The 25,315-nt window shown below is 64.6% G+C and carries 25 protein-coding genes; 13 read left to right on the top strand and 12 right to left on the bottom strand.

Translation table 11 applies throughout. The features are described 5' to 3' along the window. Positions 1–175: 175 nt before the first annotated feature. The 5 genes from CD04_RS0117270 to CD04_RS22175 all read left to right on the top strand — a co-directional run bounded on the left by CD04_RS0117270 (position 176) and on the right by CD04_RS22175 (position 6,915). Complete coding sequence (locus CD04_RS0117270; protein ID WP_081858067.1) at positions 176–1,318, top strand: aminoglycoside phosphotransferase family protein; 1,143 nt, start codon at positions 176–178, stop codon at positions 1,316–1,318. Further along, entirely contained in the window at positions 1,318–2,064 is a 747-nt protein-coding gene (gene murU, locus CD04_RS0117275) for an N-acetylmuramate alpha-1-phosphate uridylyltransferase MurU (RefSeq protein WP_038168497.1), read from the top strand. Before CD04_RS0117270 ends, murU begins: the two co-directional genes overlap by 1 nt. 22 nt (positions 2,065–2,086) lie before the next feature. Further along, positions 2,087–3,496: an aminopeptidase P N-terminal domain-containing protein gene (locus CD04_RS0117280; RefSeq protein ID WP_031409035.1), complete on the top strand. Its 1,410-nt coding sequence runs from the start codon at positions 2,087–2,089 to the stop codon at positions 3,494–3,496. A 50-nt stretch (positions 3,497–3,546) separates the two neighbouring features. After that, positions 3,547–4,806, top strand: a complete 1,260-nt coding sequence (locus tag CD04_RS0117285) for an FAD-dependent monooxygenase (protein ID WP_081858137.1) — start codon at positions 3,547–3,549, stop codon at positions 4,804–4,806. A 147-nt stretch (positions 4,807–4,953) separates the two neighbouring features. Beyond that, complete coding sequence (locus CD04_RS22175; protein ID WP_051849378.1) at positions 4,954–6,915, top strand: DUF6600 domain-containing protein; 1,962 nt, start codon at positions 4,954–4,956, stop codon at positions 6,913–6,915. Between the two features lie 93 nt (positions 6,916–7,008). Here the strand turns inward: CD04_RS22175 and CD04_RS0117295 are convergent, their stop codons facing one another. From CD04_RS0117295 to hemA, 6 genes are all read right to left on the bottom strand, one after another. Then, positions 7,009–8,208, bottom strand: coding sequence for a carbohydrate porin (locus CD04_RS0117295; protein WP_197033154.1), 1,200 nt, complete (start codon positions 8,206–8,208; stop codon positions 7,009–7,011). Positions 8,209–8,243: 35 nt separating this feature from the next. Beyond that, positions 8,244–8,828 (bottom strand): UbiX family flavin prenyltransferase, encoded by a 585-nt coding sequence (locus CD04_RS0117300; protein ID WP_038168499.1) that lies wholly within the window; start codon positions 8,826–8,828, stop codon positions 8,244–8,246. 21 nt (positions 8,829–8,849) lie between these two features. Then, entirely contained in the window at positions 8,850–9,170 is a 321-nt protein-coding gene (gene grxD / locus CD04_RS0117305; protein ID WP_031409045.1) for a Grx4 family monothiol glutaredoxin, read from the bottom strand. A gap of 146 nt (positions 9,171–9,316) precedes the next feature. Then, entirely contained in the window at positions 9,317–10,162 is an 846-nt protein-coding gene (prmC, locus tag CD04_RS0117310) for a peptide chain release factor N(5)-glutamine methyltransferase (protein ID WP_031409047.1), read from the bottom strand. Between the two features lie 177 nt (positions 10,163–10,339). After that, the gene (gene prfA / locus CD04_RS0117315) at positions 10,340–11,419 is read right to left on the bottom strand and encodes a peptide chain release factor 1 (protein WP_031409049.1); all 1,080 of its coding nucleotides are present in this window, start codon (positions 11,417–11,419) and stop codon (positions 10,340–10,342) included. Positions 11,420–11,487: 68 nt separating this feature from the next. Next, positions 11,488–12,813: a glutamyl-tRNA reductase gene (gene hemA / locus CD04_RS0117320; protein WP_031409051.1), complete on the bottom strand. Its 1,326-nt coding sequence runs from the start codon at positions 12,811–12,813 to the stop codon at positions 11,488–11,490. A gap of 233 nt (positions 12,814–13,046) precedes the next feature. On the opposite strand from hemA, the gene CD04_RS0117325 reads away from it, so the two are divergent. After that, positions 13,047–13,313: a hypothetical protein gene (locus tag CD04_RS0117325; RefSeq protein ID WP_031409053.1), complete on the top strand. Its 267-nt coding sequence runs from the start codon at positions 13,047–13,049 to the stop codon at positions 13,311–13,313. A gap of 6 nt (positions 13,314–13,319) precedes the next feature. Here the strand turns inward: CD04_RS0117325 and rarD are convergent, their stop codons facing one another. The 3 genes from rarD to CD04_RS0117340 form a co-directional block, all read right to left on the bottom strand. Then, complete coding sequence (rarD, locus tag CD04_RS0117330; protein WP_031409055.1) at positions 13,320–14,201, bottom strand: EamA family transporter RarD; 882 nt, start codon at positions 14,199–14,201, stop codon at positions 13,320–13,322. A 254-nt stretch (positions 14,202–14,455) separates the two neighbouring features. After that, the gene (gene ychF, locus CD04_RS0117335; RefSeq protein ID WP_031409057.1) at positions 14,456–15,547 is read right to left on the bottom strand and encodes a redox-regulated ATPase YchF; all 1,092 of its coding nucleotides are present in this window, start codon (positions 15,545–15,547) and stop codon (positions 14,456–14,458) included. A gap of 312 nt (positions 15,548–15,859) precedes the next feature. After that, positions 15,860–16,279, bottom strand: a complete 420-nt coding sequence (locus tag CD04_RS0117340) for a nucleotide pyrophosphohydrolase (RefSeq protein WP_231480679.1) — start codon at positions 16,277–16,279, stop codon at positions 15,860–15,862. A 162-nt stretch (positions 16,280–16,441) separates the two neighbouring features. Between CD04_RS0117340 and CD04_RS0117345 the strand changes: the two genes are divergently transcribed. After that, entirely contained in the window at positions 16,442–17,020 is a 579-nt protein-coding gene (locus CD04_RS0117345) for a LemA family protein (RefSeq protein WP_031409062.1), read from the top strand. Positions 17,021–17,078: 58 nt separating this feature from the next. Continuing rightward, complete coding sequence (locus CD04_RS0117350) at positions 17,079–17,954, top strand: GIDE domain-containing protein (protein WP_038168505.1); 876 nt, start codon at positions 17,079–17,081, stop codon at positions 17,952–17,954. 6 nt (positions 17,955–17,960) lie between these two features. Here the strand turns inward: CD04_RS0117350 and CD04_RS0117355 are convergent, their stop codons facing one another. The 3 genes from CD04_RS0117355 to upp all read right to left on the bottom strand — a co-directional run bounded on the left by CD04_RS0117355 (position 17,961) and on the right by upp (position 20,228). Beyond that, positions 17,961–19,283: a solute carrier family 23 protein gene (locus CD04_RS0117355; protein WP_031409066.1), complete on the bottom strand. Its 1,323-nt coding sequence runs from the start codon at positions 19,281–19,283 to the stop codon at positions 17,961–17,963. 85 nt (positions 19,284–19,368) lie between these two features. Further along, a complete protein-coding gene (locus CD04_RS24875) occupies positions 19,369–19,593 on the bottom strand; it encodes a hypothetical protein (protein WP_031409068.1) in 225 nt (74 codons plus the stop codon). Beyond that, complete coding sequence (upp, locus tag CD04_RS0117365) at positions 19,593–20,228, bottom strand: uracil phosphoribosyltransferase (protein WP_031409070.1); 636 nt, start codon at positions 20,226–20,228, stop codon at positions 19,593–19,595. Before upp ends, CD04_RS24875 begins: the two co-directional genes overlap by 1 nt. A 447-nt stretch (positions 20,229–20,675) precedes the next feature. Between upp and CD04_RS0117370 the strand changes: the two genes are divergently transcribed. The 5 genes from CD04_RS0117370 (at position 20,676) to CD04_RS0117390 (ending at position 25,289) form a co-directional block, all read left to right on the top strand. After that, positions 20,676–21,920 (top strand): amino acid ABC transporter substrate-binding protein, encoded by a 1,245-nt coding sequence (locus CD04_RS0117370; protein ID WP_031409072.1) that lies wholly within the window; start codon positions 20,676–20,678, stop codon positions 21,918–21,920. Positions 21,921–22,081: 161 nt separating this feature from the next. Beyond that, the gene (locus CD04_RS0117375) at positions 22,082–22,963 is read left to right on the top strand and encodes a branched-chain amino acid ABC transporter permease (RefSeq protein WP_031409074.1); all 882 of its coding nucleotides are present in this window, start codon (positions 22,082–22,084) and stop codon (positions 22,961–22,963) included. Further along, positions 22,956–23,888: a branched-chain amino acid ABC transporter permease gene (locus tag CD04_RS0117380; RefSeq protein ID WP_231480680.1), complete on the top strand. Its 933-nt coding sequence runs from the start codon at positions 22,956–22,958 to the stop codon at positions 23,886–23,888. Before CD04_RS0117375 ends, CD04_RS0117380 begins: the two co-directional genes overlap by 8 nt. Continuing rightward, a complete protein-coding gene (locus CD04_RS0117385) occupies positions 23,878–24,582 on the top strand; it encodes an ABC transporter ATP-binding protein (protein WP_031409078.1) in 705 nt (234 codons plus the stop codon). The genes CD04_RS0117380 and CD04_RS0117385 overlap by 11 nt, the downstream gene beginning before the upstream one ends. A 2-nt stretch (positions 24,583–24,584) precedes the next feature. Further along, positions 24,585–25,289 (top strand): ABC transporter ATP-binding protein, encoded by a 705-nt coding sequence (locus tag CD04_RS0117390; protein WP_031409080.1) that lies wholly within the window; start codon positions 24,585–24,587, stop codon positions 25,287–25,289. Positions 25,290–25,315 lie beyond the last annotated feature (26 nt).

The following is a 25,315-nucleotide window of genomic DNA, read 5'->3' on the forward strand; positions in this document are numbered from 1 at the left end:
CGGGGCGCGGATGCTGCAGGGCTCACAACAAATCCGCAGGCCCGCGGCGCGAACCTGCCCGAATCATCACGGCCGGCTGCAGGACCCGAGCATGCTGCCGCAGCCTAAAATTCCTGCCGATTATAGGAAGCCCACCCCAACGGCTGGGCACACGCCCGCAATCCTTCACGCTTCCATGGCCGACTTCCCACCCGCACCAGCTGACCGAACCCAACCCGTGCCACCCCCCGAGACCCAAGCCGGCGTCGAGTCGCTGGGTGCGGGCGGTGCTGCCGATGCCCGCATCCAGGCCATCTGCACGTGGCTCGCCACGGCACCGGCCGGCCTGCACGCCGATGCCACGACCTTGCAGCCTGCGTCCAGCGATGCCAGCTTTCGGCGTTATTTCCGCGTGCACATGCAAAAGCCGCCGGCAACCACGCTCATCGTCATGGATGCGCCCCCTGGCCGTGAGGACATTGAGCCTTTCCTGCGAGTCGCCACACTGCTGAGGGCTGGCGGGCTTTCCGCACCCAAGATCCTGGCAAGCAGCGTCGAACGCGGTCTGGTGCTGCTGAGCGACTTTGGCTCCACCACCTATCTCAAAGCCTTGCAGGGCGCACGCGCCGAAGGCGACCTGTCACGCTGCGATGCACTGATGCGTGATGCGCTGACCGCGCTAGTGCGCCTCCAGGGCATCGGCGCACCCGACCTCCCCCTGTACGATGCAAGCCGGCTGCGCGCCGAGCTTGAGCTGTTCCCCCAGTGGTATGTGGCCCGCCATGTTGGTGCGGAGCTCTCGGTGGCCGAACGCAACGCACTGCAGGGCATTTTCGATGCGCTCCTGGCCAACAACCTGGCCCAGCCATGCGTGCTCGTCCACCGCGACTACCACAGTCGCAACCTGATGGTGCTCGAAGCTGACCAGGAGCTGGGCAACCCGGGCGTGCTCGACTTCCAGGACGCCGTGCGTGGCCCGATCACCTACGACCTGGTCTCGCTGCTGCGCGACGCCTACATCAGCTGGCCCGAGGAGCAGCAGCTCGACTGGGCCATCCGCTGGTGGGAACAGGCGCGCAAGGCGGGCCTGCCGGTCGACTCAGACTTCTCGGTCTTTTATCGCGACTTTGAATGGATGGGGCTGCAGCGCCACCTCAAAGTGCTCGGTATTTTTGCGCGTCTGTTTTACCGCGACGGCAAGGCTGACTATCTGGCTGAACTGCCCACCGTCATGGGCTATGTCCGGCCGGTGGCTGCGCGCTACCGCGAGTTCACCCCTCTGCTGCGTCTTCTCGACCGCCTCCAGGGTCTGGCCGTGCAGACGGCTTACACGTTTTGATGCGCGCCCTCATTCTCGCGGCTGGGCGCGGGTCACGCATGCAACCGCTTTCCGATCTGACGCCCAAACCGCTGCTTCCCCTTGCCCACAAAAGCCTCATCGTTTGGCAAATCGAGCGGCTGCGCAATGCGGGAGTCGCCGAGTTTGTCGTCAATACTGGCTGGCTTGGCGCGCAGATTCCTGCAGCGCTTGGCGATGGCAGCGCCTTGGGCGTGCGCATTGTGTACTCCGAGGAGCCTGAGGACGCCTACGAGACCGGAGGGGCCATCGCCACGGCCCTGCCGCTGCTGACAAGCCGCGACCACGAGCCGTTCATCGTGGTGAGCGGCGATATCTACACGGACTACGACTACGCCCTCCTGCGGGCTGCTGCAGCACGCATTGCGGCCGATCCGCAAGCCACCACCGCTCATTTCGTGCTCACCGACAACCCGCCCCATCATCCCCGCGGCGACATGGCGCTGGGCCCCGACGGCCGCGTGCGCAGACTGGGTCACCGCCTGTTCAACTATGGCAACATCGGCGTGTTCCACCCCGACTTGTTCGCCACCCAACCGGCGCGTCAGGCATGGAAGCTCTTTCCGTGGATGTACGCCGAGGTGGATGCGGGGCGCGTCAGCGGCGAACACTTCCGGGGCGTTTGGCACAACATCGGCACCCCGGAGCAACTTGCCAGCCTGGACGCCGAACTGCGGACACGCGCATTCCACCCTGCCGTCAGGGCGACGCCCTTGGGACTAAGCTGAGACCTGAAATTTGCACCGACCCATGAACCATCCAGACGCCACCCTCCTCGCCCGCTGTGCACAACGCCGCGCAAGCCTCGCCACGCAGATGGCGCGAGCCGGCGGCGGTGTGGCCATCGTCCCCACCGCGCCCGAAGTCATGCGCAACCGCGACAGCGACTATCCGTACCGGCACGACAGCTATTTCTATTACCTGACCGGCTTCAGTGAGCCGCAAAGCGTTCTGGTCCTGGTTGTTGAACCCGACGGGGGCAGTCGCAGCACCCTCTTTTGCCGTGCCAAGGATCCCGAGCGCGAAATCTGGGATGGCGTTCGGTTCGGCCCGGACGCGGCACGCGAAGCCTTTGGTTTTGATGCGGCTCGGCCCGTGACCCAGCTTGATGCGGAGCTGCCCCCAATCCTGGCGGACCGAGCCGGGGTGTGGTGGCCGTTTGCTGTGCACACCGGATTCGAGACCCGGGTCGAGCAGTGGCTTGCCGCCGTGCGCAGCCAGTCCCGGGCGGGGCACCGCACGCCGGCGGCACAGTATGACCTGTGCGCCCTGCTGGACGAGATGCGCCTGTTCAAGGACGACTTTGAGCTGTCCGTGATCCGCCGTGCCGCCTCCATCTCGGCTGCGGGGCACCGTCGGGCCATGCAGGCCAGCGCCCGCGGCTGCCGTCAGCCGCCCTCCGAGGGCCTGCGTGAATACCACCTCGAGGCTGAACTGCTGCATGCCTTTCGCGCTGGGGGTGCGCAGTCTCCGGCCTATGGCAGCATCGTTGCCGCTGGGGCCAATGCATGCATCCTGCATTACCGCGCCGACAGCGCACCGGTCAACCCGGGCCAACTCGTGCTGATCGACGCTGCCTGTGAACTTGATGGGTACGCCAGCGACATCACCCGCACGTTTCCCGCAGACGGCCATTTTGATGGCCCTCAGCGCACCCTGTACGCCATTGTGCTCGAAGCGCAAGAGGCGGCACTGGCGGCCTCTTGCGCGGGCAATCGCTTCCACGACCCGCACGACGCCGCGTTGCGCGTGTTGGCGCAGGGCCTGCTCGATACGGGGCTGGTGGCGCGCGACACCGCGCCTGACGTGGACGCCGTGATCGCCACGGGCGCGTACCGCCGCTTTTACATGCACCGGACCAGCCACTGGATGGGCATGGACGTGCACGATTGCGGCGAGTACACCGAGCCCGATGAACCCCCGCAAACGCTGCCCGACGGCACCACGCGGCCCGCTCCGCGGATCCTGCGCCCGGGCATGGTGATGACCATCGAGCCGGGCCTGTACATCCGAGCCGCAGCGGACGTCCCCGCGGCCTTCCATGACATTGGCATCCGCATCGAGGACGACGTGCTCATCCGTGAGAGCAGCTGCGAGGTCCTCACTGCGATGGCGCCCAAGAGCATCGCCGAAATCGAAGACTGGATGCAGGCGGGCTGATGCCAAGGCACGCCATGCGCGGGGCTTCCCTCCATCCATCGAACCTGCCCATGCACGAGCAGGCGGTTGGCCATACGCCTGGTTTGAACGCCAAGCGGTTGCGCGCGGCCATTATCGGCGCGGGACCTGTCGGCCTGAGCATGGCCCTGCACCTGCAGCGACTGGGCGCAGGCGTGGACGTCACGGTGTTTGATGCCCTGCCCGACCCCGGCACGGCTTTGGCCGATCCGCGTGTGCTGGCCCTGTCCGAAGGCAGCCGGCAGTTGCTCGTGGCGGCTGGCGCCTGGCCCGATGCGGCGGCAACCGCCATTACCCGCATCCACGTCTCCCAAGCCGCGCCCGGACTGGCTTCGCTGCCCCGCGTGTGGCTGAACGCGCAGGACGCCGGATTGCCTGCACTCGGTTACACGCTGCGCTATGGGGAGCTGCTCGCAGCGCTGCAGGCCGCAGCGCTGCGAGCAGGCATCGAGGTGCAGTACGGCCAGGCGGTACAGGCGCTGCCCACCGAGGGCGGTGTGCTCTTGCGTCGGGGCTCAACCGAAGACGACGGGGCGCAGGCGCGCACACAAAGCCCTCAGGCCGCGTCCGCGGCTCCAGCCTACGAGCTTGCCATACTCGCCGAAGGCGGCGCCTTTCACACCCAGACACCACGGGCCTTGCGCTACGACTATCACCAGACCGCCCTGGTGGGCCGCGTGCGCTGCGACCGTCCGCATGCAGGCCTGGCGATTGAGCGCTTCACGTCCGACGGCCCGGTGGCTTTGTTGCCGCGCGGCGCCGACTACGCGCTTGTGTGGTGTGTCCCGCCCGCCCAGGCCGATGTGCTACGCGACACGGACAAGACCGCCCAGATCGCTGCACTGCAGGCCCTTCTTCCCGCGGCGTGCGGCCGCGTGGTGGAGCTGGCAATTGCCGGAAGCTACCCTCTGGGGCTCAACGCCCAATGGCGCACGCGCCTGGGGCGCATCGTGCAACTGGGCAACGCGGCGCAGACTCTGCACCCGGTGGCCGGTCAAGGCTTAAACCTCGGGCTGCGCGATGCGGCAACCCTGGGGCAACTGCTCGGATGGACGCTCGCGCAGTCGTCACACCCTGACCATGACCTGGACGCGCTGTTGCTGCGCTACGACCGCGCCCGCCTCCCCGACCGCGCTGCCTTGGTGGGCCTTACGGATCTTCTCGCGCGCGGCTTTACCTGGAAGGCCCCAGGCTCTGCGGCAATCCGTGCCGGCTGCCTCGCAAGCCTGGCCATGCTGCCACCGTTGCGCCGCCTGCTTCAAGACCGCATGGTATTTGGCTGGCGGCTCTGACAGGGCCGGCTGGCGCCGGACGAACGTTGTCCGGGCACACACAGCGGTGGGCTCAGCATTCGTTGACCGGTTTTTTTGCAACGCCTGTCATGCGCAAGCCATCGAATCACGTTCATACTGTGTCTTCAGACACCTTGGAGTTCCGCCATGGGCCCGTTTGCTCGTACCTCTAGCCTGCTTGCCGTCGTGTTCGCCTGCATGGTGCCCGCCGCGCATGCCGAAGAGCCGCCAGCGATCGTGGGGCGACTGGACAATTTCGTGGGTCAGGTGAGCCTATTGCCCGCCGGCAGCGAGACCTGGATTGCGGCAAGCCTGAATCGGCCCATCAGCCTGGGTGACCGGATTTGGGTTCCACAGGGTGGCCGCGCCGAAATCCTGGCCGGACCGGATGCCGTGCGCATCGGCCCGGGAAGCGAGCTTGGCGTGCTTGACCTGCAGGAGCGGGACATGCAGCTTTCCTTGTCGCAAGGCACGGTGGAACTGCGCGTGCGTGACTTCGGGTCGCAGCAGCGTGTGGAGGTGGACACACCCAACCTTGCCTTGCAGTTGGAGGGGGCTGGGGACGCGCGTTTGGACGTGGATCCTTTCGCCGACACCACCACGGTCACGCTGCATGACGGCCAAGCCGCTGTCTTTGGGGACACGGCTGCACCGGCTTCCGTGCAGATGGGACAGCAGGTGCGCTTTGCGGGGCGTGATCTTACCGTCATTGCCGCCGAGAATGACCCGGCGCTTGATGCCTTCGACCACTGGGTCGTCGAGCGCAACAGGCGTGAGGATGCCTCGATCACGGCACGCTACGTTTCACCCTGGGTCACGGGTTACGAAGGCCTGGATGACTGGGGAACCTGGCAGGACAACACAGCGTTCGGCGCCGTGTGGTTCCCGCGTGTGCCCGCAGGCTGGGTTCCGTACCGGGATGGCCACTGGGCATGGATTGCGCCCTGGGGCTGGACCTGGATCGCCGACGAGCCTTGGGGATTCGCCCCCTTTCATTACGGCCGCTGGGCGTGGATTGCCGGATCGTGGGCGTGGGTGCCGGGGCCCGTCGCGGTGCGCCCGGTGTACGCGCCTGCCTTGGTGGCGTTTATCGGCGGCGGCTCATTCACGGCGGACATGGTCAACGCATCGGCTGCGGTGGCCTGGTTTCCCCTCGCCCCGGGGCAGCTCTACAGACCGCCCTATGCCTATACACCCACCTATCTGGTCGCCGTAAATCGCTGCACGGCCATCCGGCGCGAAGATGAGGACTTCAACGTACGCCGCACCGTGACACCCGGTCGCCTGCCCCCGCAATCGCTGACCGTTGTGCCGCGCGACGTGTTTGTTCGCGGCCAACCCGTGCGGCGTGCGACACGCCCCTTGCCGCTCGCGCGCATGCAATCGCTGTCCGTCGCCGATGGGCCGCACGTGCAGCCGCGAACTGAGAGCGTGCTCGGCCAAGCCCGGCCGGTGCCGGCCCCGCGCGGCGGACCGCAGCGTCCGGTGCTGGCCACGCGCCAGCCGGCGGCGCCGCCAGTCCTTCCCTACACACCGGGTCCAGGCGCAGGCGCCGCACCGCGCCTGTGGCCGGGCCATGCGGTACGCGTGGTGCCGCACCCATCGGAAGGCTACCGGCCGCAGCGACGTGTGGCGCCGCCGACCACCGTGATGCCGCTGGAACGCGCAGGCATGGTCCCACCCACGCCGCGCGATCGTGCTCTGGGGCAGCCCGGCCTTTCCCAGCCGCGCCCGTCTGGCATGCGGCCCTATGCGCCCTATCCTTCGCCCCGTCCTGCACCCAGCGCAACACCGCAGCCTGGCCTGTATGCCCCGCACCCGGGGTTTTCACCGCCACCGCCGGATCAATCCCACAGGCAACAAGGCCAGCGCCCCCTGCCGAGGTCCGTTGTGGAACCGCCGCGGACCCTGATGCCGCTGGAGCGCGCTGGCATGCTGCCGCCCCCGCAAGGTGTTCCACGCAGCATCGAGCGGCCTGGTGGCGCACGTCTTGACCACGGCTCCCCACCCGAACACCCGGCAGAGGGTCGTCGCGCCACCACCAACGAACGTGGAAGCGACCGGCCCAGCACGGCGAGTCCCTTGCAGCGCGCGAACATGGCCCCCTAGGACAGGGTGACCACGGTGCGCTCCTGCGTTGCGCCGCCAGGCGCGACCAGGACCCGGCGGGGATGCGGTACCGGGGGCCCGATACGCCCCCGGTCAGAACTCCAGATGCACGCGCACGCCCAGGACGGTACTCCCCGGGTTGCGTCCGCCTGGGTGCCAGATGCGCTGCAGGTCTGGCTGGATGAATACCGTGCGGCTGACCGCGTATGCGTAGTTCAGTTCAAGCACGGTTTCCGGATGCTTCTGCCCGGCCAGGCTTGCATGGGCGATGCCGACGCTCGCGTTATCCGCTGGACGGCTGGCGAAAGGCCGCTGCACGCGCAACCCGGCGCCCAGGTAATACGGCACCGCATTCACCCGTCCATTGCTGGCGGCCAGCTGCACGAACGCGCCCAGCCGCGGACCTTGCGCGACGTCCCATCGATGTTCGCCCAGCGCGTAGACGCCGCCGGTGGATGGCCCCAGCAACGCGTCGTTCTGACGCTCATGCCACACCCCAAGCTTGAGCACATCCTGAGCCTGGCCGTCAGCCAGGCGTCCCGTGCGCTTGGCCAGTTCCAACAGGCTGAGGGCTCCGCTGCGCAGCGCGGTGCGGAACGCCGGAGGATTCGCCTGCCACACTCCGGCCTGCGCCGACCAGCGGCCACCGAGCTCGGAGCCGGCCATCAGCCCGATCCCCGGCGTGGGAAACGTGGCGATATCGGCATTGGCCGTCAGCGTCGGGACCGGTCCAAATGAAGCGTTTTGCAATTGGCCGGCGAGGCCGACGTTCGCAAAGTAGTAGTTCATGTCCATGATGCCCGCGCGCACGAAACTCGGGCCGATGTCCTGTTTGTAGGTGAGTTGATAGATGCGCAGGAAATTGGCCGCCCAGTCGTTGCTTGGAGTCTGCAGTGCGCCGGTCTGCGCAGGCAGGTTGCCATTGGTTTTCAGCCCCATCGCGCTGAACTCGAACAAACCGTTGCCCCACAGCCCGGCCTGCGCCGTATCGAGCTGCCCACCCACCTGCAATAGCGTGTCGGAGGCAGCCTGGCGGCTCAGCCCCCCAGCGGTCACCGCCATGATCTCGCTGTCCAGGTGTCCGGACAGAACCAGGCCATTTTTCGGCGCCCGGGCAAACGGCAGCGCAGGCGCGTTGAATGGCGCAATCTGGAATTCGCCGGGCTTATCGGCGGTGCCCGATCCTTGTGCTTCGGCCATCGCCGGAACAGGCGCGAGTGCCGCCAGCACCGCCACCTCAAGCAAGAGCAGGCAGCCGCGACGCATGGCCGAGTGCTGTGTGTCATGCGCCACGCCAACCCTGCAGCGGCAGCTCCGGGCCATGCAAATCAAGTTGAGTTGTCGCCGGCAGGCGGCCAACCTTGCCAGCTTGGAGCCAGATCGTGCGTAATGCCGAACTGCTCCAGCACCCGACCGAGCGTGTGGTCGACCATCTCATCCAGGGTTCGCGGACGTTGGTAAAAGGCCGGTACCGGGGGAAAGATGCTGCCGCCCATTTCGGCCACCAGGCTCATGTTGCGCAAGTGCGCCAGTGTGAGTGGCGCCTCACGCACCAGCAAAACCAGCCGACGGCGCTCCTTGAGGCAGACGTCAGCGGCCCGCGTCAGCAGATTGTCCGACAAGCCGTGGGCAATGGCGCCCAGCGAGTTCATCGAACACGGGGCCACGACCATGCCACCGGTGGAAAATGATCCGCTGGCAATGCTTGCAGCCACGTCGCCAATGGGATGCACCGTGTCGGCCAGCGCCTCCACCGCCCTTCGGTCCAGGTCCAGCTCGGCCTTGACACTCAGCCAACCCGCGCTGCTAACGACCAGATGCGTGTGCACGCCACCGCGTTCGCGCAGGTGTCGCAACAGGCGTACGCCGTAGATCGCGCCCGTGGCTCCTGTGATGCCGATAATGAGACGCACGCCAAGGCCCGCGCGCGCGATTCAGGCAGCAGCCTTGTCAAGCAGTTGCTTGAGTTCACCGCTCTGGTACATCTCCATCATGATGTCCGAGCCACCAACGAACTCGCCGTGGACGTAAAGCTGCGGGATCGTGGGCCAATTGGCGTAGTCCTTGATGCCTTGGCGGATCCCCTCATCCTCCAGCACGTTGACGCTGGCGTACTGATTCACGCCACAGGCCTTGAGGATCTGCGCCGCACGCCCCGAAAAGCCGCATTGGGGAAACTGTGGCGTGCCTTTCATGAACAGCACCACATCGTTGGATTTGACAATCTGGTCAATGCGCTGGATGACGTCGGACATGGGAGCCTCGAAATAAAGTGGACGCGGCCTTGGCCGCATGCCGTGAATTGTAGGTTTGCGGCAGCCCGCACGTGCCTGCGGGGACTCCCGCCAGTTGCAGCCCGGGCGAATTCCCCTCGCGCCCTGCCCCCGCAGGGCACACGGCATCAGCGGCCTTCGACCGGTCGCTGACCGAATGTCATACGCGGGATGCCGGCCAGATCGGGCTGCGTGCCCACTGCGGTCAGCCCGGCTGCGCACAGCATCGCTCGCACCGCCTGTGCCTGGTCGTAACCGTGCTCCATGGCCAACCATCCACCCTCGGCCAGATGCGCTGGCGCGGCGGCAACGATGCGTCGGATATCAGCCAATCCGTCGCCGCCCGCAGCTCCAACGAGTGCCAGCTGCGGCTCATGCTGCAGCATTTCCAGGTGCACATCGCCCTTTGCGACGTACGGCGGATTACTCAGGATGATGTCGAAACGCGGCGGATGCGGCGGCAAGGCGGCGAACCAATCGCCAGCGAGCAGCCGCAGCGCACCGCCCGCTCGATGCGGGGGCAGCAGCGCCCGCGCGTTTTGCGCGGCAACCGCCAGTGCGTCCTCGCTCGCATCCACCGCCCAAACCTCGGCATGGGCCCGCTCGTGCGCCACAGCCAATGCGATGGCGCCGCTGCCGGTGCCGAGATCAAGAATGCGCGCACGGCCTTGGGGCGCGATGCGCTGAAGCGCAAACTCCACCAACAGCTCGGTTTCCGGACGTGGCACGAGCACCGCCGGGCTCACCGCAAAACGCAGGCCGAAGAACTCGCGCCACCCCAGGACATAGGCCAGAGGCTCGCCAGCATGGAGCCGAAGCGCCGCCTCCTGCAAGCGCGCCGCAACGTCAGCGCCAAGCAACGCATCGGGGTGCGCCAGGAGGGTGGCGTGCGACAGCCCTGCCACCTCACGCAGCAAAGCCAGCGCCTCAACGCGCTGCAGCTCGCAGCAGGCCATCCACTGCGCAGCGGTCATCGGAAAAAGCTCCTTCGCGTCATCGCAATCTGCTCAGACTTGCGGAAACGCCGGGCGCATCGAATCATCATGCCCCCACCACCTGCGTGGTTCGTACCGCAGCCACGGCTCGGCGCGACGCATCATCCACCGCACGTCGCGTGACCGCTTCCCTATGCCGCGCGCATGCAACGGGCTTCACGTCTCCCCCAGCGCCGTCAACAACTCGGCTTGATGCTCTGCGTGCAGCGCATCAAGCAACTCGTCGAGGTCTCCATTCAAAATCGCATCGATCTTGTAGAGCGTGAGGTTGATGCGGTGATCCGTCACGCGACCCTGCGGGACGTTGTACGTCCGAATGCGATCGGAACGGTCACCGCTACCCACAAGGCTTTTGCGGTGTGCTGCCTCGCGCTGCTGCGCCTCCTGTCGTTGACGCTGCTCAAGCCGCGCGGCCAGCACGGTCAGGGCCTGGGCCTTGTTGCGATGCTGCGAACGGTCGTCCTGACACTCCACCACGAGCCCCGTGGGCAAGTGCGTGATGCGCACGGCCGAATCGGTCTTGTTGATGTGCTGGCCGCCAGCGCCAGAGGAACGGAAGGTGTCAATCCGCAGTTCGGCCGGGTTGATCGCAACGGCCGTCTGCGCATCCGGCTCGGGCATGACTGCGACGGTCGCCGCGCTGGTGTGGATGCGGCCCTGGGATTCCGTGGCTGGAACACGCTGTACACGGTGCCCACCGGATTCGAACTTGAGCCGCCCGTAGACACCATCACCGCTCACGCGAAGAATGGCCTCCTTCACACCTCCGAGGTCGCTGTCGGAATGGCTCACCACCTCGGTGCGCCAACCCCGGCGTTCGGCGTAGCGGGTGTACATCCGCAGCAAGTCGGCTGCGAACAGCGCCGACTCCTCACCGCCGGTGCCGGCGCGCACCTCGACGAAAGCGGGCTTGCGGTCATCGGGGTCGCGCGGCAGGAGGGCGCGCTGCAACTCGCCCTCAAGCGTTTCGATGCGCGCATGCGTGGCCTGCACCTCGTCTTGCGCCAAGGCCCGCATTTCGGGGTCCGCAAGCAGCGCCTGCGCGCCTGCCTGGTCGTCTTCGGCGTGGCGCAACTGCGCATAGAGCTGCGCCACGGGCGCCAGTTCCGCGCGCTCACTTCCGAGCGCACGCAAGCGCCCGGGATCGGCTGCAGCATCGGGGGCTCCCAGCAGGGCGTCGATCTCGTCCAAGCGGCGCAGCATGGCGTCGAGCTTGTCACGAAGTGATGGTTTCATGGAATGGCACGCAGGCGTACAGGTGCGGGCAACGCGGGTGAAGCACCCGCCCGCGCTGCCCCGATCTGCTAGCTGTTGTTGGAGTCGCCGCCGCAGCCCGTCGAGCCGCGATGGGGTGTGAGAAACAAGCGCTGCACGGCGCGCGTCACCTGCTCACGGTGCGCCGGGTCCGTGTGGTGCATGGCGGCGAACGCGTTATGCAGAAACTTCTGCGACAGGTTGCGTGCCAGCATGTCCATCACCAGATCCGGTGATTCGCCGCGCGCCAAGAGCTTGCGCGCGCGCTCCAGTTCGGCGCCTTGCCACTGCCTGCTTTGCTCCTGCAACTGCAGGATGAGCGGCACCTGTTCGCGGTTGTCCATCCACTGCAGAAAGCCCTGCACACGCGTCTCGATGATGGCCTCGGCCTGCTCGACCGCGGCTTGCCGCTTTTCGGTGTTTGTACGGACCAGTTGCGTGAGGTCATCCACCGAGTAGAGATACACGTCGGGGAGTTTGGCCACCTCGGCCTCAATATCGCGCGGCACGGCCAAGTCCACCATCACGACGGGCTTGTGGCGACGCTGCTTGACCATCCGCTCCGCCGCGCCCAGACCGATGAGCGGCAAGGTGCTGGCGGTGGAGGTGACGACCACGTCGAACTCAGCCAAGCGCTGGGGGACATCCGCCAGGCGCATGGCCTCGGCTCCAAACTGCTGGGCAAGGCGCGCGCCGCGCTCAAGTGTCCGGTTGGCAATCGCCATGTGGCGAGGACGGCGCGACGAAAAATGCGTCGCGACGAGTTCAATCATCTCACCCGCGCCAATGAACAGGATGCGGCAGTCGGCAAGATTCTCGAACACGGTCTCAGCAAGCTTCACACTGGCGGCAGCCATGCTGACCGAGTGCGCTCCGATTTCCGTTGTGCTGCGCACCTCCTTGGCCACCGCAAATGTGCGCTGAAACATCTGACCCAGCGTGCTTCCCAGCGTCCCGGTGTCGGAGGCCGCACGCACGGCATCCTTCATCTGGCCCAGGATCTGCGGCTCGCCCAAGACCATGGAATCCAGGCCGCTGGCGACTCGAAACGCGTGCCGCACGGTACCGTCCTGCACCAGGCGGTAGCTATGCTCGTACAGATCACCCTCGCTCAGGGCGCGCGACTCGGCCAGCCAGTGCACCAGCGCCTCGCGCGGATCGTTGTCGGCGGCGCAGTAGATTTCCGTTCGGTTGCAGGTGGAAAGTATGGCCGCCTCAACCGCGCCCTCGCCACCCGGCACGCCTGTTCGATGCGCCAGAAGCGTGTCGCGCAGCGTGCGCAACGCGTCCTTCAGGCCTTCAGCTGAAAATGCCAGACGCTCGCGCACATCGAGTGGCGCGGTCTGATGGTTGACTCCGACGGCGGCTAATAACATGATGAAATTGCTATTTTACGGACGCGGCCCGCTTTTGGCGGCTGATGCAGATCAATCCACCTCGCGATACGGGACCCGGTGGCTGAAACGCCGCACACCGCGACAATGCCCCCGGCCACTCCCTCATCGTGGAGCGACTCCCATTTCCGGGCGGGTTTGACGTCGTGGATCAGCGACGTTTCGACTTCCACCCACCTGCTGACGCACATCAACCCCTTTCGAATGCAAACCCCATGCTGAGCCTATTGCTGTCATGGCTGGCCTCGACCAGCGTCATGCCGATTGCCGTGGGCGGCGCGATCGGCGCCGTTGGCAGGCGCGTTCTGCGTCCCTGCCGCGGCCGGCTTTTGCGCCAGGTCCTGTGGGGCGCGGCTGCGGCACTCATCGTGCATCTTGCGCTTGTCGGCAGCGGCTTCCTGCGCGAAGGCGCCATGATGGATTATGGCGCCGTCATGGCCAGCGCCGTTATCGCCTGCGTATTGGCCTGTCGCCTCGGCTGACCGGCATCAGGCGGCGACGCTGCGCCAGCGCAGCCGCACCAGCCCTTCGGCCAGATACACGGCTATGCCAACCCACACCAGCCCGAAGCCGATCGCCTTGTCGACGCCAAATGGCTCGTGATAGAGCCAGACCCCCAGACCAAGCAGGACCGTGGGCGTGAGGTATTGCAGAATCCCCAGTAACGAGAAGGGGATGCGCCTCGCTCCAGCAGCGAAAAGCAGCAGGGGTATCGTGGTCACGGGCCCAGCGGCGATCAGCAGCCAGCGCAGGCTCCAGTTGCCGGTGGCAAACGCATTGGCGCCGTGCGCGCCCTCCCAGCCCAGGTAGACCAACGCCAGGGGAAAAAGGACCGCTGTTTCGACTGCGAGCCCCTCAAGCGACCCCAGCGGCGCCGTCTTGCGCAGCAAGCTGTACCCGGCGAAAGTGACCGCCAGCGAAAGCGCAATCCATGGCACGTGCCCGACTTCAGTGGTCATCCAGGCCACACCGCAGGCGGCGATCGCCACTGCCACCCACTGCGCCGGGCGCAAACGCTCATGCAGAATGACCGTGCCCAGGGCGACGTTCATGAGCGGATTGATGTAGTAGCCCAGGCTCGCCTCGACCACATGGTCATGATTCACTGCCCAGATATAGGTGCCCCAGTTGCAGGCCAGCAGCAACGCACTGGCGGCAAAGCGCGCGAGCACGGCCGGTTGTTCGCGTAGCAGGCGCATCCAGGTCCAGCGCCTGCGCACGAGCAAAATGCCGAAAACCAGCAAAAGGGACCATACCATCCGGTGCGCCAGGATCTGCATCGCGGGCACGGCATGCAGAAGCTTGAAATACAGCGGAAACAGGCCCCACAATGTGTAGGCGCCCAGGGCGTAAGCAACGCCTGGATTCATGATCGTCGATCGTAATGTGAACGCAACCGTCCATCGTACGCGGCGCGGACAAAATATGCCGAAGTCGCGCGTGATCCCTTACGCTGCAGTGCCTGTCTTGATGGGGTTGCTCCCTCAGGGGACGGCATGCGCTGGAAGATTAACGTTGGGGCGGTACGCTTCGAGTGGGCTTCTTCCCGCCCTTGGCCCAATGCCACCGACGGCGCGGGAAGAGATCAGACTTCGGCGGCGCTGCGGGCGTGTCTGACCCCGAGCTAAACGTTAAACAGGAAGTTCAGAACGTCGCCATCCTTGACGACGTAGTCCTTGCCTTCGGCGCGCATCTTGCCGGCATCCTTGGCACCCTGCTCGCCACCGTACTTGATGAAATCGTCGAAGGCAATGGTCTGGGCGCGGATGAAACCGCGCTCGAAATCGGTGTGGATCACTGCAGCAGCCTGCGGCGCAGTGGCACCGATCGGAATCGTCCAGGCGCGCACTTCCTTCACCCCCGCGGTGAAGTAGGTCTGAAGCCCAAGCAACTTGTAGCCGGCGCGGATCAGCCGATTCAGCCCCGGCTCGTCCTGGCCAAGCTCGGCCAGGAACTCCCGCTTCTCCTCGGGCGTCATTCCCGCCAGCTCGCTTTCCAGCTTGGCGCAGATGGCGACCACCGGCGCGCCCTCGCGAGCCGCGTATTCCCGCAGGCGGTCAAGGTGCGGGTTATGCTCGAAGCCGTCCTCCATCACGTTGCCGACGAACATCGCCGGCTTGGCGGTGATCAGACACAGTGGCTTGATCAGGGCCAGTTCATCCTCCGACAGCCCCATGGCACGCACGGGCCGCGCCTCATTCAACGCCTTCTCGCAGCGCTGCAGCACTTCGGCCGTTTTCAGCGCTTCCTTGTCGCCCGCCCGGCCCTGCTTGTTCATGCGCACCAGTGCCTTTTCCACGGTGCCAAGATCGGCCAGGCAGAGTTCCGTCTGGATCACGCCGATATCGGCCAGCGGGTCGACGCGTCCGGCCACGTGCACCACGTTTTCGTCGTCGAAACAACGCACCACATTGACGATGGCATCGGTCTCGCGGATGTGGGCAAGGAACTGGTTGCCAAGCCCCTCGCCTTGGGAGGCGCCCGCGACCAGGCCGGCGATGTCGACAAACTCGACCACGGCCGGCACCATGCGCTGCGGCTTGACGATATCGGCAAGCCTCTGCATGCGCGCATCGGGCACTTCGACGATGCCGACATTCGGCTCGATGGTGCAGAAGGGATAATTCTCGGCCGGGATGGCGCTTTGGGTCAGCGCGTTGAAAAGGGTGGACTTGCCCACGTTGGGCAGGCCCACAATGCCGCATTTGAGGCTCATGAAAATTCCTTGGAAATCAACCCTCTATGCACCATCGAACCGAATGTCGGGACCGTGGATGTGTCCGGTCAGTGCCGGGCAAGGGGGCGTGAATGGAGCGAAGCCAAACCAGACTGCGCAGCACGTTTGCGCCACTTTTGTCCTGGTTTTGTCCTGAAAAACTGATGCCGATTGTAATGTTGAGCGACGCGTCGCTCCGTCGCAGCACGGCCGTGGATGGGCGCATCCTCCGCGACCGGATCCTCCGCGGATTTTGTATCCGCCTCGCTCGCACGCCCTGGAGTTGATGCGGACATGTCGCAATCGCGGGCATCAAAATTCGTCATATTTTTTGTTGGAGCCGTAAGCCCTGCCAATGGGGTATTTCTCGGCATTGAGCTTGAGCTTTTGAGATGCCGCCCGATTGAGATCGACCCCTAAGACGTCCGCTAACCGAACGAGGTAGAGCAGCACATCCGCGAGTTCCTGCTCGACCTTGATCGCTTTGGCGGGATCGTCGCAAGCCTTGCGGGATTCGTCTTCGGTCATCCACTGAAACAGTTCCGTCAGTTCGCCAAGCTCACCGGTGAGCGCCATCACGAGGTTCTTTGGGGAATGGAACTGTCCCCAGTTGCGATCAACGGCGAATGCCTCGAGCTTTGCGGCAAGCCCGCGAGCATCGATGAGCGGGGCATCCTCCTCGCAGGAGCTTCGTTCTGGCATCTTGACGTCCGTTGAAAACGATGGATCCATTATGTGCCAACGCCCTTACGCCTGCCTGCAGGCTCGCTCAGGGCTCGCGGCTTTCAAGCAATGCTCGCCTTGCAGTAAGTTGGCCGAGGCCAGCGTCTCTCCCGCGAAAGCCCGACGATTGTTACGATCTGCGACAACACAGCACCACCCGGATCTGCCGCCATGTTCCTCGTCGTCGTCATCGCAGCCCTTGCCGTTGCCCTGCTGCTCTACGGGGTGATGATCTACAACAACCTCGTGGGCCTCAAGCATGCGGTTGCGCAGGCTTGGTCCAACATCGACGTCCTGCTCAAGCAGCGTCACGACGAACTGCCCAAGCTTGTGGAGGTCTGCAAGCAGTCGATGCACTTCGAGCAAGAAACACTCGATCGCGTGATCCGCGCGCGTCAACAGGTACAGGAGGCGCGTGCCGCGCAGAACGTTGGCGCGCTCGGCCGTGCCGAGGGTGCGCTGCACGGCAGCATGGCAAGGCTTTTTGCGGTCGCCGAAAGCTACCCCGATCTGAAGACCAACGAAAGCTTCGGTCATCTGCAGGCGCGGATCAGCGGCCTGGAGGAGAGCATCGCGGACCGGCGCGAGTTCTACAACGCAGCGGTCAACGCCAACAATGTGCGCATCGAGCAATTCCCCGACGTGCTGGTTGCGCGGCTGTTCAGCTTTAACCCTGCGGTCTTCTTTAAAGTCGTCGATGCCGACAAGGCCGACGTGGATCTGAAGATTTCTTTCGGCGGGGCAGCGTGACACCTCGCCCCTCGCCATCCGCTGCATCAGCAACAGATCAATTGCAGCTGTGACGGCCATGGCGCGATGGCTGCCGCATGACCCCGAAGGCGCTGTCATTCTGCTCTTTGCGGCAGTCCTCGGCGCGGTGCAGTTTTTCCGGCTGCAGCGCCGCAGGCGGCTCATGGAGGACACCCCCACTGCGCGCATCCGCTCGGCTGCACAGGGTTATGTGGAGCTCAGTGGCCGGGTGCGGCTGCCCGATGCGCCATTGCACTCGCCGCTCACGGCCACACCCTGCGCCTGGTGGCGGTTTCGCATCGAGCGGCGCAAAAGTGAGGGGCGCAACGCCGGCTGGGAGCTTGAGCAGCGCGGCGTCAGCGAGGCTCAGTTCTGGCTGGACGATGAAAGCGGGCGTTGCATTGTCGATCCCGCCGGCGCGGAGGTGCGCGCAGTCAACCACCGCTCCTGGGTGGGTGCCACGCCCGTGCTTATTCCGGAGTCTCCTGGAACGACGATTTGGTCGGGAGATGCCGAGCATCGCTACACCGAGGAACTGATCTTGCCTGGCGAAACCCTCTATGCCCTGGGCCAGTTCACCAGCATCGATCCGCTACAGACTTCGGCCCGCGACGATCTGCGCGATCTGGTCATTGCCTGGAAGGCCGAACCCGCCCGGCGCGCGGCATTCGACAGCAACGGCGACGGCGAGCTCGACGCCGCCGAGTTCGACCAACTGCGCTCAGCTGCGGCGCAGCAGGTTGCTGTGAACCGCCGCGAGGAGGCTGCCCGGCCGCAAACCCATGTGCTGCACAAGCCGCCAGGGCGCCAGATCTTTCTCCTGTCCACCGTGCCGGCACAAAGGCTTGGGACCCGTCTGCGCTGGCAATCCTGGGCATGGCTCGCGGCGTCCTTGATCGCCGCAGGGTTGGCTGGGTCGACGTTGCTGGGCTGACGCGCGCTACTCGAGGGCATCCAGCAGACGGTCGCTCTGCCGCGCCGGTTCCCCGCCCTTCGGCCCCAGAAGCGCATAAAGCAATATGGCGCCGAAGGTCGCGGTCCCGATGCCGCCCAAGGCAAAGCCGCCAAACTTCAATGTGAAGTCCGCCGTACCCAGCATGAGCGTAATGGCGACGATGATGAGGTTGCGACTTTCGGAGAAGTCCACCTTGTTGTCCACCCAGATGCGCGCGCCCGACACGGCGATGAGCCCGAAAATCACGATGGCTACGCCGCGCAGCACCGGCGCCGGGATGAGGTGAATGAGCGCGCCGAACTTGGGGCTGAAGCCCAGGACGATGGCGACAACCGCGGCCGTGGCGAAGATGAGCGTGGAGTAGATTTTGGTCGCCGCCATCACGCCAATGTTCTCCGCATACGTGGTAACCCCGGTTCCACCCGCCGCGCCCGAAACGATGGTTGCAAGCCCATCGCCGAGAAAGGCGCGACCCATGTAGCGATCGAGATTCTGCCCGGTCATGGCCGTAACGGCCTTGATGTGCCCAAGATTCTCCGCGACGAGGATCACCACCACAGGCACGATCAATGTCATCGCTCTGGGGTTGAACACGGGCGCCGTGAAGTTTGGCAGGCCAAACCAGGCGGCGCCGGCCAGGTCCGAGAAGTTCATCGGCGTACCCAGACCCAGACCATTGGCCAGGATGGCGTAGACGACGCTGGCAATGACGAGTCCGACCAGGATGAGCAGTCGCTGCACCATACCCCGCGTGTACACCGCGACCAGTCCGACCGCCAGGAACGTCACCACGGCCATCCAGTCCTCGAAGTTGCTCGCGCCATGCGATTTGATGGCGATGGGGGCAAGATTCAGGCCAATCACGGCAACCACGGAGCCGGTGACGACCGGAGGCATCAGGCGCTCGATCCAGCGCGTGCCTATGCCCATCACGATCAGGCCGATTGCCGCATACACCACGCCACAGGCAACGATGCCGCCCAGCGCCACAGCGATGTTGGGATTCATGCCACCGCCCGAATAACCGCTGGCGGCGATGACCACGCCGATGAACGAGAACGACGAGCCCAGGTAGCTTGGCACCCTGCCGCCCACGACAAGAAAGAAAATCAGCGTGCCCACCCCGCTCATCAGAATCGCGATGTTGGGCGAGAAACCCATCAACAGCGGAGCAAAGACGGTAGAGCCGAACATGGCCACCACATGCTGCAAACCCATCGCCAGTGTCTGGGCCGGGGGTAAGCGCTCGTCAGGCGCAACGACGCCCCCGGTATTCAAGCGCCATTTGGGAAAATACGCATCAGCCATCTTCACCTCCCTGGTTGTCGGTCATGCCGCGTGCGCCGCCGCCTGATTTTGAACGCTCAACGTCGCCTCTTCCCTGCACCCGAAATCATGGGACCTTCTGCACGACTTGCGCATTTTCGTGGATCCGATGCCGCGAGTGCAGATGCAGCCATTGGCAGCGCCGCGTCGTGCCGGCCCCGCGGCGCACCCCGGCGTGCAGCTCGATGACGCGCCCGTCAGCGTTGTGTCGCATGCCGATGCGAAAGGCCGCGCTCACGCGCCGCAACCCCATCGCGCAAGGCATGCCTGCACGACGGGCTGGCGCAGCCATCACTTCGTGCCAAAAATGCGATCACCCGCATCGCCCAGGCCGGGGACGATGTAGCCATGTTCATTCAAACCCTCGTCGACCGCGGCAAGGGTGATGGGGACGTCGGGATGGGCTCGGTGCACGGTGCGCACGCCTTCTGGCGCAGCCAAAAGATTGACGAGCTTGAGCGTGGTGGCCCCCGCCTGTTTCAGCCGGGACAGGGCCGCGGCTGCCGAATTGCCCGTCGCCAGCATGGGGTCGACCACAATCACCAGACGCTCGGCCATGTCATCGGGCACCTTGAAGTAATACTCCACCGGCTCCAGGGTGGCGGGATCCCGGTACAGGCCAATGTGGCCCACGCGTGCGTTCGGCAACAGATCGATCATGCCGTCGAGCATGCCATTGCCGGCGCGCAGGATTGACACCAGACACAGCTTCTTGCCGGCAAGGATGGGCATGCGGCAATCGGCAACCGGAGTACTCACATCCACCAGCTGCGTGGGCAAATCACGCGTGGCCTCATACGCCAGCATCGCGGCGATTTCACGCACGAGCCGCCGGAAGTTGTCTGTGGTGGTATCACGGCTACGCGCAAGCGTGAGCTTGTGCTGCACAAGCGGATGCTGGACGACTTGGAGCATGGGCAGATCCATGGCGGATTCTCCGGTGTTTTCGGGTTGGGTCGCAGTGGCATTATCAGACCACAGCGTTGGCGGTGGCCCGACGCGCGTACGGCACACCCGCAGGAGCCAGGCCGGGGCCGCGCGTGCTGCACCTCGACGTGGAGTGCCACCTGCAAGGAGCTGAACGCTCAACAGGCTGGCGCACCTCCATCGACTGCGGTTCGAGCAAAGCTCGTGGCGGACATTTCGGCGACTGGCGAACTGCATGGGTGCGCGGAAGCGACGTCATGCCATCAACCACGGATCCCCCGCCGATGCAAACCATGAAGCATTCAGTTGCATTTAAGTGCAGGCCATGCGTTGACCTGCGATGCGTCGACAACGAGAATCAAAAGTGACAATTCAATTCAAAATCACTTCACAATCGAACCGCAGTTTGGCCACGCGATACAGGCCAAGAACCCAGGAGACTCTCTCATGCAAATACGCATGCCCAAAGCCATGAAAGCCATGGCAGCAGCCGGCGCCCTCACCCTGTCCACGCTCGGCGCACACGCCGCAACGGCCCCAGCAGAACTCAAGATCGGCACGCTGTATGCGACGAGCGGCCCATTCGCGGTGGCCTCGCAGGGGCAGTACGAAGGCTTGCAGTTCTGGGCGGCCGCAGTCAACAAGGACGGCGGCGTATTTGTGAAATCGTTTGACAAGAAAATTCCGGTCAAGATCGTGGCCTACGACGACCAGAGTTCCACCTCCACGGCAACCACGCTGTACAACCAGCTCATTACGCAGGACAAGGTGGACATCCTGGTGGCCGACTTCGGCTCCGTGCTCACGTCCGTTGCGGTCCCGCTGGCGGCCGAGCACCATATGTTGCTGATCGATCCAACGGGTTCCGGAGCCAACTTCTTCACCAAGAAGACCGACTACCTGGCCGATGTGAGCATTCCGTCGTCGACCGTGTGGCCTGTGCCCCTTGGGAAGTATGTGCTGCAGCAGAAAATCAAACGTGTTGCCATCGTCTATGACGCCAACGACTTCGATGCATCGCAAGCCAACACCCTCAAGGACGTCCTGGTCAAGGGCGGTGTGACCCCGGTGTATTTCCACGCCGTGCCGACCAGCGAGTCGAACTACACCATTCTTCTGCACACCGTGGCGGCCACAAACCCGGATGCCGTGCTGGAGTTCGGCTATGCGCCCAACGACATCGCCTTTTTGCGCGCGCTGTCGCAAAGCGGGCTGCACTTCAACATGACGTTCACGATCTTCCCCGGTCAGCTTCTGAGCCTGATCACGAAGAACGTGGGGGCCAAGGCTCTGGCCTACACCTACACCTACCCCACGCCCCCGCTCGTGAAATACGACAAGGTGAGCTATGGCATGAACACTGCACAGTTCGTGCAGGCCTTCCAGGCAGCCCAGCACAAGGAGCCCAATTTCCTGGATTCGGCTGGCTACAACACGGGCCTGATCATCCAGCACATGCTGGACATGGCGCCCAAGTTTGAACAACTCGCTTTTCATCAGGCATTGATGGACATGTCGGGCAAGACCACCACGCTGCTGGGTGAGTTCAAGATCAACGAAAACGGAGCGCAACTCGGGCAGCCCTTCCCTGTGGCCCAGCTCGTTCCGGAAGGCAGTGGCACCAAGATTGTCGTGGTGTACCCCGACGACAAGGCAACGGGCAAGGCCGTATACCCGGCGCCGAAACCCTGACCCTGACCCTCACCCTGACTCTGGCGTCGCCCTGCCCCTGGCCTCCTTCCCGTTGTTGGGGGGAGGCGGATCATTTCCGCCGCGCTGTGGGTGGAGAGGATTGGCAGGAGCGACATCCGGCAAGGACGAGGCTGGACTGACACGCGGATCGCGGAGGGCGATTGGAACTGCTCGAATACGCCATCATCGGCGGCATTCTGTACGGCATCTTTTTTAGCTTGGTGGGCATCGGGCTGAATTTGATTTTCGGCGTCATGCGCATCATCAACCTGGCCCACGGACAGTTCATCGTTCTGGGCGGCTATACGGCATGGCTGGTTTCGCGGCACTTCGGACTCAATCCGTTGTGGGCGGTTCCGCTGTCGATCGTTGGTGCCGTCGTGATTGGGTGGCCGCTATACCGCGCCGTGGTGCCACGCCTGCAGCGCTCGGGCGACCCCGAGATGCTGTCCTTCATCCTGTTCTTTGGAATTGGGCAGATCATCGAGGCGCTCACCGTGCTTGCATTCGGTGCCGACCAGCGCTCGCTGCCGAGCGAGGCGCTGGGCGCAGGCAATATTGGCGTGCTCGGCCAGCAATTTCCGGATAGCTGGTGGTGGGCTGCAGCGGTGAGCCTGGCGGCGATCGCCGGGCTTTGGGCCTATTTCTCTCACACCCGCCTGGGCTACGCAACGCGCGCCATCATGGCGAACCGTGACGAAGCCCTTGCCACTGGCATCGATGTGCATCGGGTCTCGAGCATTGCCTTCGTGGCCGGCCTGGCGCTGGCGGGGATCGCAGGCGTTTTCGTGCCCTACCTGCTGGGCTCCGTGTCGCCCGATCTGGGCAACGAACTCACGACAACCTCATTTGCCATTGTCATCATCGGCTCGCTGGGCAACCCGCTGGGCACTGTGGTCGGCGGCCTGGTGTTTGGCCTGGGCACGATGCTGATGCAGACCTACTACTCGTCCTGGTCCAACGTTGTGCCCTACGCCCTGCTGCTCGTCATCGTCCTCATCAGACCATCCGGGCTGCTCGGAAAGGCGGTGCGCCTTGCATAACTCCTGGTTGACTCGCGCACGCCCTGGCGCCATCGTGCTGGTGCTGGTGGCTGCCGCTTTCATGCTGCTGCCGCACGTCTACGGCAATCAGACCCTGCTGTTCACCCTGATGACCTTCATCGTGCTCGCTCAGGGTTTGAACCTGCTGTACGGCTTCACCGGCTACCTGCCCTTTGGCTATGTGGGCTTTTTCGGATGCGGCGCCTACGCCACGTCGCTTTTGGTCCTGCATACGCATTTGCCGGTGTTCGGCTGTGTGGCGGGCGGCGGGCTGGCCGCGGTGCTGATGGCGCTGATCCTTGGGCCGCTGCTGCGCCTGTCCGGCGCTTATTTTTCGATCGCCAGCCTGGCGGCGTCGCAAATTCTCTATTTCGTCGTGTCCAACCCCAATCTGGCCGATATCACCGGGGGACCCTACGGGCTGAAGATCGAGCAGGTCTATGCACCAGGCACCAGCTACGGGGCGATGCTCGGGCTCTTGCTGGTGGCCACGGCGGTCGCGGCCTATTTTCGGCGCTCGCGCTTCGGCATGGCCCTGCGCGCGATGAAGCAGGATCCCACGAGCGCCTCCATGGCCGGCATTGATGTTGTGCGCGTGCGACTCATCGTCTGGCTGGTGTCGGCGCTCGTGGCAGGCCTTGCGGGCGGCATTTATGCCTGGAACCTGTCGGTGTTCTACCCCGACGCGGTCTTCACCCTGCAAATCTCCGTATTCGCCATCGTGTTCGCGCTGTTCGGCGGCGTTGGCACGGTGATCGGGCCCATCGTCGGCGCCGCGGTTCTGTATTCGCTGTACTCGGCAATCGGCATTTCCACGCCGCAGTATTTCCAACTCATCTACGGCGCACTGATCGTCTTGCTGGTGATGTTCCTGCCCGGCGGGATTCTCTCGCTGTTTACACGCAGGGGCGTGCATGTCTTCTGAACTCCTGCACCTTGCCGGGGTGAACAAGCGCTTCGGTGGACTCGTGGTTCTGAACGATGTGACGTTCGGTGTTTCGCCCGGCGAGATCCTGGGCCTTGTCGGTCCCAACGGCTCGGGCAAGACGACGACCATCAACCTGATTTCGGGTATGTACCGCGCCGATGCCGGCTCGATCGTCTTCGACGGCCACAGCATCAATCGCTTGCCCATGTTCCGCCGCGCCCGACTGGGCATCAATCGCACGTTCCAGGTGCCCAAGGTGTTTCGGGACATGACGGTGCGCGAGAACATCGAAGTGGCCGCCCACTTCGGGCGCGCGCATGAGGCCGACGTGGATACGATCCTGGCCGATGTCGATCTCATCCCGAAAGCCGACAAACTCGCCGGTTCGCTCACGGTCAACCAGCAAAAGCAGCTTGATTTGGGCCGTGCGCTGGCAACCAACCCGAAGCTGCTGCTGGTGGACGAGATCGGCGCTGGACTGAACCCGGCTGAACTCGGCGCCATCGCTGCGCTGCTGCAGAAGCTGGCGGCGCGCGGCATTGCGCTCATCGTTGTGGAGCACCTTCTCGATTTTCTCAACCGCATCACCGAGCGTGTCATTGTGCTTGGCGCCGGTCGCATGCTGTTTCAGGGCTCGCTTGCCCAGGCGTCGCATGACCCGGAAGTGGTTGCCGCCTTCATCGGAGGCTGATCATGGCAACGCTGCTCGAAGTGCAGGGTTTGGAAACAGGGTATGGCCCGCTGCAGATCCTCTGGGGTATCGACCTGAATGTCTCCGCTGGTGAGACGGTGTTGCTGCTGGGTGCCAACAGCGCCGGCAAAACCACGCTGTTGCGCAGCCTGATCGGCCTGCTGCCCAGTTGGCGCGGCACGATCCGTTTTGATGGCGAACGCATCGACGGGTTCGCGCCCGACCAGCGCATCCGCCGCGGCATTGCATTCATGTCCGAGCTTGGCGTGTTCCCCACCTTGTCCATCGATGAGAACATCGCCCTTGGTGGCTACTTCTTGCCCGATGCGCAGGTGCGGCGGCGCCGCGACCAGTTGTTCCAGGTCTTTCCCGATCTCGCCGCCAAGCGACGCGACGCTGCCGGGTCCCTGTCAGGCGGGCAGCGCAAGATGCTCGGCATTGCCAAGGTGCTCGTGTCTGAACCACGTCTTCTGCTCATGGATGAGCCGTCATCGGGCCTGGCCCCGGTTTTCGTCAAACAGGTGATTGACGTGCTCAAGACGACGATCGGCGGCGGCACATCCCTGCTGATTGCGGAGCAAAACGTGGCCTTCCTCGCTCTCGCTGATCGCGGCTATCTGATCGACCACGGCAAGGTCAAGCTCAGTGGCACGCGCACCGAACTGCAGACAAGCAGCGCGGTGCGCGAGACGTACTTCGGACTGTGACGGGTGCCGCGTCCGGCTTTGCCTGA

It is taken from the genome of Thiomonas sp. FB-Cd, from assembly GCF_000733775.1.
GTDB lineage: Bacteria > Pseudomonadota > Gammaproteobacteria > Burkholderiales > Burkholderiaceae_C > Thiomonas_A.